This window comes from Streptomyces roseochromogenus subsp. oscitans DS 12.976 (assembly GCF_000497445.1).
In the GTDB taxonomy this organism is placed as follows: Bacteria; Actinomycetota; Actinomycetes; order Streptomycetales; family Streptomycetaceae; genus Streptomyces; species Streptomyces oscitans.
This window is the reverse complement of sequence record NZ_CM002285.1, coordinates 5,987,744-5,998,101: the sequence shown is the minus strand read 5'-3', so window position 1 is coordinate 5,998,101 and position 10,358 is coordinate 5,987,744. Positions and strand designations below refer to the sequence as shown.

Here is a 10,358-nt window from a genome sequence, read left to right as displayed (position 1 = left end):
GTACGGAGTTGCTGCGGGCTGTGGTGGCCTCGCTGGCCGCCGCCGAGCGGCCGGACCGGCTGGGCGTGGTGCTGGTCGACGGCCGGGACGGCATCGGGACGGGCGCGGCGCGCGGCGAGGGCCTGCGGGTGTGCACCGACATACCGCATGTCACCACGCATCTCGTCGCCAATGACCCGGTGCGTATGCGGGAGTTCGCCCAGTCGCTGACCGCCGAGCTGAAGCGGCGGGCGGAGCTGCTGGGCCGGACGGACTTCGCCCAGTGGCACGCGGGGCGTGCGGGGTCGGGCCGTGTGGTCGCGCAGCGCACGTCCGCCTCCGGTGACATAGAGGTGCCGCCCAGCTCCACCCTGCGGCTGCGGCCGGGGGCGGCGGGGCGGCACCAGGCAGAGACGGCGCCGCCGTTGGCGCGGCTCGTGGTCGTCGTCGACGATCTGGACGCGCTGGCCTCGCCCTCGCTCGGCTCGCCGGGCCGGCCGGCCGCCGGGTCGGTGATGCGTGCGCTGGAGGCGGTGGCCCGGGACGGCGAGCGGCTCGGGGTGCATCTGGTGACGGCGGCCGGGACCGGCGGTCGTACGGCGGAGACCGAGCCCGCGCGACGGGCCACCCTGCGGGTCGTGCTCGACGCGCCCCAGCAGGGACCGGAGGAACCGGCGCCGGGTCGTGGGCTGCTGGCGTACACGGACGGGCGGGCCGTCGGTTTCCAGGGCGGCCGGGTGACGGGCCGTATCCCGCGTACCGCGACCCAGCGGCCCACCGTCGTCCCGCTGGACTGGCAGCGCATGGGCGACCCACCGGCTCGCCGGCCCGTGCGGGAGCTGGGCAACGGCCCCACCGACCTGGCCCTGTTGGCGAGCGCTGTGGAGCGGGCGGCCCGGGAGGTGTCGGCGGCTCGCGTGCCGTCCCTGCTGTAGCCGAAGCGAGACGCATACACTCCCGGTCACGAGCCGGTCACGATGCGCGGGTTGACATCGCGGGCGCTCTTGCCCGCCCTCAGCGGCCCGGCGTACACCGGACCGCACGGGACAGTCTCCTGACGTTCAGCGGCGTTCAAGCGACGTTGGTCAAGCGACGTTCAACGGAGAACGACGAACGGGGAAGTGATGCGCAGCAAGAGCAGCACCATCCGGACACACAGGGCCGTCACCACACTCGCCGCACTGCTGGCCGGAGCCCTCGCGCTCAGCGCCTGCTCCAGCGGCGGCAGCAAAAGCGGCACCAAGGAGAAGAGCGGCGGGGGGCAGACCCCGGCCGGCTCCACCGTCACCCTGCCGAAGCTGAACGGCGCCCATCTGGAGGTGGCCGCCGTCTGGACCGGCGCCGAGCAGGACAACTTCAAGAAGGTCCTCGCCGAGTTCGAGAAGCGCACGGGCGCATCGGTCACCTTCGTGCCCGCCCAGGACCCGATCGTCAACTTCCTCGGTTCGAAGATCGCGGGCGGCCAGCCGCCGGACGTGGCGATGCTGCCGCAGCCCGGCGCCATCAAGCAGGCCGTGCGGAACAAGTGGGCCAAGCCGCTCGGCCCGCAGGCCCTGAAGGAGCTGCGGCAGAACTACTCGCAGGGCTGGCAGGACATCGGCAAGGTCGACGGCAAGCAGTACGGCGTCTACTACAAGGCCGCCAACAAGTCGCTGATCTGGTACAACGCCAAGGTGTTCGCGAACGCGGGCGCCAAGGAGCCGAAGACCTGGAAGGACCTGCTGACGGCGGCGCAGGCGGTGTACGACTCCGGGGTCACACCGTTCTCGGTGGCGGGCGCGGACGGCTGGCCGCTGACGGACTGGTTCGAGAACGTGTATCTGTCCCAGGCGGGGCCCGAGAAGTACGACCAGCTGGCCCAGCACAAGATCAAGTGGACGGATCCCTCGGTCCGGCAGGCGCTCACGACGCTCGCCCAGATCTGGGGCAGGAAGGACTATCTGGCGGGCGGTCAGGACGGCGCGCTGCAGACCGAGTTCCCTGCCTCGGTCACCCAGACCTTCACCGGCGGCGACCAGCCGAAGGCCGCGATGGTCTACGAGGGCGACTTCGTGCAGGTCAACATCGCTGAGACCAAGGCGAAGGTGGGCACGGACGCGAAGGTGTTCCCGTTCCCGGCGGTCGGCTCCACGGCGCCGGTGGTCTCCGGCGGCGACGCGGCGGTGATCCTCAAGGACTCCCAGGCCGCACAGGCCCTGGCCACCTTCCTCGCCTCCCCGGACGCGGCGACGATCCAGGCGAAGCTCGGCGGCTATCTCTCGCCGAACAAGAACGTGCCGGTCTCGGCGTACCCGAACGCGGTGCAGCAGAAGATCGCCAAGGCGCTGATCGCCTCCGGTGACGACTTCCGCTTCGACATGTCCGACCAGGCTCCGCAGGCCTTCGGCGGCACCCCGGGCAAGGGCGAGTGGAAGGACCTGCAGGACTTCCTGAAGAACCCGGCGGACGTGGCGGGCGCGCAGGCGAAGCTGGAGAAGGACGCGGCGGCCGCATACGGAAGCGGGAGCTGAGCCGGCCATGGCGTCGGCGGCAACGGCGGCCGGGGCCCCACCGGGTCCCGCCGCACCCCGCAGTCGCAGGAGCGTGACCGGCACCCGGAAGACCGTGGCAGTGCTGTTCCTGCTGCCCGCCCTGGTGCTGCTCGGCGCGCTCGTGGTCTACCCGATCGGGTACTCGGTCATCCGCAGCTTCTCCAACGCCTCCGGCGACGGTTTCGTCGGCGTCGACAACTACAAGACCCTCTTCACGGACGACGGGATCCGCACCGCCCTGAAGAACAATGTCATCTGGGTGGTGTTCGCACCCACGGTCTCCACCGCGCTCGGTCTGGTCTTCGCGGTGCTGACCGAACGGGTGCGCTGGGGAACGGCGTTCAAGCTGGTCGTCTTCATGCCGATGGCGATCTCGATGCTGGCGGCCGGGATCATCTTCCGGCTGGTGTACGACCAGGATCCGCACAAGGGCGTCGCGAACGCGGTGTGGGTGGGCGTCCACGACACCTTCGCGCAGTCGTCGGCGTTCCCGAAGGCCCACCCGGGCCGCGAGTCGCCCCTCGTCGCGCAGAACGGCGGCTTCGTCACCAGGGCCACCGTGCACGCCGGTCAGTCCGTCCTCCTTCCCCTCGTCGGCGTCGCCCCGGACCAGATGCCGGGCAGTGCGAAGAAGGCCGTGGCGGCCAAGCCGGAGCCGGGGAAGATCACCGGCACCACCTGGCAGGACTTCACGCGCGGCAAGGGCGTGGGGCGGCTCGGCGCGCCCGATCCGTCCGAGCTGGGCTATGCCGGGATGCGGATCGAGGCGGTGAAGGACGGCAAGGTGGTCGCCGCCACCAAGGCGGCCGGCGACGGCACCTTCACGCTGCCCGCGTCCGCCGACGGGGCTCGACTGCGGCTTCCGGCAGGCAACTTCAGGGAGCCGTACAACGGTGTCGAGTGGCTCGGCCCGTCGCTGGTCACCCCGGCGGTCATCGGGGCGTATGTGTGGATGTGGGCCGGCTTCGCGATGGTGCTGATCGCGGCCGGGCTCGCGGGCGTGCCCCGGGAGCTGCTGGAGGCGGCGCGGGTGGACGGCGCGACCGAGTGGCAGGTGTTCCGCAAGGTCACCGTGCCGCTGCTCGCGCCGGTTCTCGCGGTGGTCACCGTCACATTGATGATCAACGTGCTGAAGGTGTTCGACCTCGTCTACATCATCGCGCCGGGCTCCTCCCAGGCCGACGCCAACGTGCTCGCCCTGGAGCTGTACCGCAAGGGCTTCGCGGAGGGCCAGCCGGGCGTCGCGAGCGCGATCGCGGTGCTGTTGCTGGTGCTGGTGATTCCCGTGGTGCTGTTCAACGTTCGTCGGCTGAGGCGGGAGGTGCGGCGATGACGGCGACCGCCGGGAGTGTCAGGGAAGCCGGCCCCGTCCAGGCGGTGAAGGCGCGGCAGTCGCTCGGTGCGAAGATCGCCGAGAGGCTGAGCGGCGGTCTGGTCCGGGTGTTCCTGATCGTCGTGGGCCTGTTCTGGCTGGTGCCGACGGCCGGTCTGCTCATCTCCTCGCTGCGCTCGCCGCAGGACATGAGCACCAGCGGCTGGTGGAAGGTGTTCACCAAGCCGTCCCAGCTGACGTTCGACAGCTATCAGAAGCTCCTGGAGAACGGCGACATCACCCACTCCCTCTGGAACACCGTGCTGATCACGGTCCCGGCGACGGTGCTGGTCGTCGTGGTCGGCTCGCTCGCGGGCTACGCGTTCGCGTGGATGGAGTTCCCGGGCCGGGACTGGTGGTTCCTGGGCGTGGTGAGTCTGCTGGTGGTGCCGGTGCAGGTGGCGCTGATCCCGATCGCCGAACTGTTCGGCAAGATCGGCCTGTTCGGGACGATCCTCGGGGTGATCCTGTTCCACACCGGCTTCGGTCTGCCGTTCGCGGTGTTCCTGCTGCGGAACTTCTTCGCGGAGATCCCGCGTGAGCTGCTGGAGGCGGCCCGGCTCGACGGCGCCGGTGAACTGCGGCTGTTCGCACGGGTGGTGATGCCGCTCGGCGGGCCGGCGATCGCGAGCCTCGGCATCTTCCAGTTCCTGTGGGTGTGGAACGACATGCTGGTCGCGCTGGTGTTCACCAAGTCGGGCACCCAGCCGATCACGGTCGCGCTGCAGACGCAGGTACGGCAGTTCGGCAACAACATCGACGTGCTGGCGCCCGGCGCGTTCATCTCCATGGTGATCCCGCTGGCCGTGTTCTTCGCGTTCCAGCGGCAGTTCGTGTCCGGGGTGATGGCGGGCGCGGTCAAGTAGCCCGTGTATCCCGTGTCACCCGTGTGCGGTACGGCCCGTAGCCCGTATGGCCCTACGGGCCGTAACCCATTCACTCCATCGGCCGTTCCGGTCAAAGTCCCCGCGCCGACCGACGACCCATGGATGTCCCTTGCCCAGGTTCAGTGTCATTGTCCCCGCGTACAAGGTCCAGGCGTATCTCTCCGCGTGCCTGGACTCGGTGCTCGGGCAGTCGTATCCCGATCTGGAACTGATCGCCGTGGACGACTGCTCCCCGGATGCATGCGGCGAGATCATCGACGAGTACGCGGCCCGTGACGCGCGTGTGCGGGCCGTGCACCTGGCCACGAACCAGGGGCTCGGCCGGGCCAGGAACGCGGGGATGGCCGAGGCGAGCGGCGACTATCTGGTCTTCCTGGACGGCGACGACACGCTCACCCCGGGCGCGCTGCACGCGATCGCCGACCGGATCAAGGAGTCCGGCGAGCCGGATGTCCTGATGTACGACTACGCGCGCACGTACTGGGACGGCCGGGAGGAGCGCAACCATCTCGCCGCACAGCTGACCGAGCAGGGCCCGGCGCCGTTCCGGCTGGAGGACCGGCCGGAGATGCTCAGGGTGCTGATGGTCGCGTGGAACAAGGCCTACCGGCGGGAGTTCGTCGAGGAGCACGGCTTCGCCTTCCCGCCGGGCTACTACGAGGACACCCCCTGGACCTTCCCGGTGCTGATGACGGCGGGGTCGATCGCCACCCTGGACCGGGTGTGCGTGCACTACCGGCAGCGCCGGCAGGGCAGCATCCTCGGCAGCACCAGCCCGCAGCACTTCGATCTGTTCAAGCAGTACGACCGGGTGTTCGCGTATGTCGAGCAGCACCCCGAACTGGCACGGTGGCGGCCGGAGTTGTTCCGCGTCATGGTCGACCACTGTGCGACGGTGTTCACCAACCGGGGCCGGCTGCCGCGCGGGAGTCACGGCGAGTTCCTGCGCCGGGCGCGCGCCCACTACCGCCGCTACCGCGTCCCGGGAATCCGGATGCGGCGGCGGAACATCCTGGTCCGCTTCGGCCTGCACCGCACCTTCCGGGCGCTCCAGCTGACCTCGGCCGTGCACCGGCGCACGCTGAAGGCGGTGGTGAAGCTGGCCCGCGCCGTGCGCTCCGGCACGCTGCGGCTGCACTACCGGATCCAGCTGCGGCTGCCCGTCCGCGCCGACCGGGCGGTGTTCACCGCCGGTGCGGGCCGCGGCCACGGCGGCGATCCGGGCGCCCTGGAGGAGGCGTTCCGCACCCATGCCCCGCAGGTGCGGACCGCGTGGATCGCCCGGCCCGAGCACCAGCACACGGTCCCGCCCGGCCCACGCCGGCTGCGGCCCGGCACCGCCGCCTACTGGACGGCGCTGGCCCGCTCCAAGTACCTGGTCACCGACGACATGCTGGACCGGCGGCTGCGCAAGCGGCGCGAGCAGATCGTGATCCAGACCCGGCAGGGCACCCCGCTCAAGCACATGGGTCTGGACCTGCGGGAACACCCGGCGGCGGCCCACGGCACCGACTTCGCGGAGCTGCTGCGCGGGGTCGACCAGTGGGACCTCGTCCTGTCCGGCAACCGGCACTCGACCCTGACCTGGGAGCGGGTCTTCCCGGGCCGCTACACGACGCTGGAGTACGGCGCCCCGCGCAACGACGTCTTCCAGCGGGCGACCTCGGCGGACGTGACCCGGCTACGCGGGTTGCTGGGCATCCCTCAGGGCGCGGTGGCGATCCTGTACGCGCCGACCTTCCGCGACCATCTGCGCACCCAGCACCCGCCGCTGGACCTGGAGCGGATCGCGCGCCGGCTCGGCCCGGGCTTCGTGATCCTGGCCCGCCCCCACCCCACCCGCGGCGGCCCCCTCGGCACGGGCAACCGGGTCATCGACGTCGGCGGCCACCCGAGCGTGGCATCCCTCTGCCTGGCCTCGGACGCCCTCCTCACCGACTACTCGTCGCTCATGTTCGACTACGCCGGCCTGGACCGGCCGATCGTGGTGCACACCGGCGACTGGCAGGCCTACCGTGCGGCCCGCGGGACCTACTTCGACCTGCGCGCCTTCCCGCCGGGCGCGGTCGCGCGCACCGAGGACGAGCTGATCGACATCTTCGCGACCGGCCACTGGCGCGGCTCGCGCTCGGCGCAGCTGCGGGCGGCGTTCCGCGAACGGTTCTGCCCGTACGACGACGGACGCGCCGCCGAGCGGGTCGTACGGCATGTGGTGCGGGGCGAGCACGGTCTGCCGCCGGTGGTGCCGCTCGTGGAGCGCAACCCGGTGCCGTCGGCCTGCGCGCGCTCCCCGCTGGCCACCGTGCCGCAACCTTCCGGTTCCTTCCCCGTCACCGAGATGCGGTGAACACCGTTGATCTCTCCGGAAGTCCCCCTGCGCCTCGGCTCGACGCGGCCCACCCCGAGCCGGCCGTCCACCTGGCGTCCGGCGGGACGGCCCGGCCGCGTGCCCGGCCGGGCGCGCAAGACGACAGAGAGAACAGAATGCCCCGCTTCAGCATCATCGTCCCCTGCCATGGGGTGACCGCCCGGCTGTCCCTGGCACTGGACTCGGTTCTCGGCCAGTCCTTCGGCGATCTGCAGCTGATCCCGGTCTGCGACGCCCCCGACTCCCCGGCCGCCGAGGTGGCCGCCGGATTCATGGAGCGGGACTGCCGCGTGACCCCGGTCGACTCGCCGCCGTCCGCCGGTCTGAGCGGGGCGCGCAACGCCGGGATGCGGGCGGCGACCGGAGCGTATGTGCTGTTCCTCGACGGCGACGACCTGCTGCTGCCGGGCGCGCTCGCCGCGCTGGACGCCCGGCTGACCGAGACCGCCTGCGTGGACGTGCTCTATGCCGAGCACGAACGCGCCCCGTGGTGGGAGGGCGAGCCCAGCAACCCGGCCGCGCCCCTGCTGGCGAAGGCCCCCGAGGGCGCCTTCGCCCCGGCCGAGCTGCCGGAGCTGACCGGCGTCCAGCTCCCGGCGTGGAGCGCGGTCTACCGCCGCGGCTTCCTCACCGAACACGAACTCACCTTCCCCGACAGCCACTTCACCGACCTCGGCTGGGGCGGGCTGACCACCGTCGCGGCCGGCCGGATCGCGGTGCTGCGCCGGGTCGTCGTACGGCACCGGCTGCGCCGGCAGGGCAGCCGGCTCCATCTGCCGGGGCCACACCAGCACGCCGTGCTCGACCAGGTGGACCTGGTGCTGACCCGGGCCGCCGAGCGCGCGCTGCCCGCCGACCGGGTCAGGCCGCTGTTCGAGCAGCTGTTCACCGCCGTGCTGAAGACGGCGTCCCGGCCGGAGCGGCTGCCGTCCGGGCACCGGGCGTTCTTCCGCCGCGCGGCCCGCCTCTACCGGCGCCACCGGCCGCAGGGCTACCGGGCGCCGGGCGGCAGCCTGGGCGTGCAGCACCGGCTGCTGGCGACCGGCGCGTACACCGCCTTCCGCGGGCTGCGCGGCGCCAACCAGGTGACCGCCAGGGCCACCGAGCGGCTGCCCCGCCCGCACGCGGTGCGCAACCGGCTGCGCTACACCGTCGGCCTGCGCCGCCCGCTCGACCCCGAGCTGGCCGTGTACTGCGCCTACTGGGGCCGGGGCTATGCCTGCAACCCGGCCGCGATCCACGCCAAGGCCCGCGAACTCGCCCCGCACCTGCGCTCGGTGTTCCTGGTCGAGGCCGACCAGGCGCACGCGATGCCGAAGGACGTGGACTACGCGGTGATCGGCTCCCGCCGCTCCTGGGAGGTGCTGGCCCGCGCCACGTACCTGATCAACAACGCCAACTTCGCCGAGGGAGTCGTCAAGCGGCCCGGCAGCATCCACCTGCAGACCCAGCACGGCACCCCGCTGAAGACGATGGGCGTGGACCAGTCGACATATCCGGTGGTGGCCGCCCAGTCGGGCAGCTACACCAGGCTGCTGGGCCGGGTGGACCGCTGGGACTTCAACCTCTCCGCCAACCGGCACTCCACCCAGATGTGGGAGCGCGCCTTCCCCGGCTCCTACGAGCACCTGGAGTACGGCTATCCGCGCAACGACGTCTACTACACGGCGACCGGCGAGGACGTGGCGCGCATCCGGCGGGAGCTGGGCGTCCCGGAGGGCACGACAGCCGTGCTGTACGCGCCGACCCACCGCGACCACCACACCGGCTTCGAACCCGGCCTGGACCTGGAGGCGTTCTGCGACGCGGCGGGCGAGGACGTCGTGGTCCTGCTGCGTGCCCATTACTTCTACGACCGGGGGCCCGGCCGCAGCGACGGCCGCGTCAACCGAATCATCGATGTGACCGCGCACCGCTCCTCGGAGGACGTGTGCCTGGCCGCCGACGCGCTGGTCACCGACTACTCGTCGATCATGTTCGACTACGCCAACCTGGACCGGCCGATCGTCGTGTACGCCGACGACTGGGACGTCTACCGGGAGACGCGGGGCGTCTACTTCGATCTGATGGCCGAGCCGCCCGGCCTGGTGGCGCGCACCCCTCAGGAGCTGGCGGCCGTCTTCCGCGACGGCTCGTACGCGGGCGCGGAGGCCACGGCGCTGCGGGCCGCGTTCCGGGAGCGGTTCTGCGAGTTCGACGACGGGCGGGCCGCCGAGCGGGTCGTACGGCGCGTGCTGCTCGGCGAGCCGGCTCAGGCGCTGCCGCCGGTGATCCCGCTCGCGGACCGCGTCCCCGCGCCCGCGACCCTCGTGAGGAGTTGACCCGCCGTGCCCCGCTTCAGTCTGATCGTGCCCTGTTTCCAGGTGCAGGGCTTTCTGCGCGAGTGCCTCGACTCGGTGCTGTCGCAGTCCTTCGGCGACTTCGAGCTGATCGCCGTGGACGACCGCTCCCCGGACGGCTGCGGCGCGATCCTCGACGAGTACGCCGCCCGTGACCCGCGCGTGCGGGCGCTGCACCTGCCGGAGAACGTGGGCCTCGGCCGGGCCCGTAACGCGGGTATGCCGCACGCCACCGGCGACTACCTGTTCTTCCTGGACAGCGACGACACCCTCACCCCGGGCGCGCTGCGGGCCGTAGCCGACCGGCTGACGGAGGCCGCGGACCCGGACGTGCTGGTCTTCGACTACGCGCGCACCTACTGGTGGGGCGGCACCCGGCGCAACGTCCTGGCCGAGGTGCTCGCCGAGGCCGGCCCGGACACGTTCACCGTCGACACCTACCCGCGGATCCTGGACCTGCTGATGGTGGTGTGGAACAAGGTCTACCGGCGGGAGTTCGTGGAGTCGGAGGGCTTCGCCTTCCCGCCCGGCTACTACGAGGACACCCCCTGGACCTTCCCGGTCCTGCTCAGCGCCCGGCGGATCGCCGCGCTGGACCGGATCTGCCTGAACTACCGGCAGCGCCGGCAGGGCAGCATCCTGTCCACCACCAGCCGCAAGCACTTCGACATCCTCGACCAGTACGAGCGGGTCTTCGCGTTCGTCGAGCAGCGCCCCGAACTGGCGCACTGGCGGCCGTATCTGCACCGCAAGATGGGCGAGCACTGCCTGGACATCCTGGCCAAGCCGGACCGGCTGCCGCCCGCCGACAAGGCCGAGTTCTTCCGGCGTACGGCGACGATGTTCCGCGCCCACAAGCCCGCGGACGCCCTGGTCGACAGC

The 10,358-nt window shown here is 71.6% G+C and carries 7 protein-coding genes; all 7 read left to right on the top strand.

Annotation, left to right across the window (positions count from 1 at the left end; translation table 11 throughout):
* Positions 1 to 914: FtsK/SpoIIIE domain-containing protein (locus M878_RS75500; RefSeq protein ID WP_023550101.1), on the top strand; the 914-nt coding region annotated here is incomplete at its 5' end.
* A 189-nt stretch (positions 915 to 1,103) separates the two neighbouring features.
* Positions 1,104 to 2,489 carry an ABC transporter substrate-binding protein gene (locus tag M878_RS75495; protein WP_023550100.1) on the top strand — a complete coding sequence of 462 codons (1,386 nt, stop codon included), beginning with the start codon at positions 1,104 to 1,106 and terminating at the stop codon, positions 2,487 to 2,489.
* 73 nt (positions 2,490 to 2,562) lie between these two features.
* Positions 2,563 to 3,843: a carbohydrate ABC transporter permease gene (locus tag M878_RS75490; protein WP_023550099.1), complete on the top strand. Its 1,281-nt coding sequence runs from the start codon at positions 2,563 to 2,565 to the stop codon at positions 3,841 to 3,843.
* On the top strand, positions 3,840 to 4,748 hold the full coding sequence (locus M878_RS75485; protein ID WP_023550098.1) for a carbohydrate ABC transporter permease: 909 nt from the start codon (positions 3,840 to 3,842) through the stop codon (positions 4,746 to 4,748). Before M878_RS75490 ends, M878_RS75485 begins: the two co-directional genes overlap by 4 nt.
* A gap of 130 nt (positions 4,749 to 4,878) precedes the next feature.
* Positions 4,879 to 7,116: a bifunctional glycosyltransferase/CDP-glycerol:glycerophosphate glycerophosphotransferase gene (locus tag M878_RS75480; RefSeq protein ID WP_023550097.1), complete on the top strand. Its 2,238-nt coding sequence runs from the start codon at positions 4,879 to 4,881 to the stop codon at positions 7,114 to 7,116.
* A gap of 137 nt (positions 7,117 to 7,253) precedes the next feature.
* Positions 7,254 to 9,458, top strand: a complete 2,205-nt coding sequence (locus tag M878_RS75475) for a bifunctional glycosyltransferase/CDP-glycerol:glycerophosphate glycerophosphotransferase (RefSeq protein WP_023550096.1) — start codon at positions 7,254 to 7,256, stop codon at positions 9,456 to 9,458.
* 6 nt (positions 9,459 to 9,464) lie between these two features.
* Positions 9,465 to 10,358, top strand: an 894-nt coding sequence (locus M878_RS75470) for a glycosyltransferase family 2 protein (RefSeq protein WP_023550095.1), incomplete at its 3' end; no start/stop codon positions are given.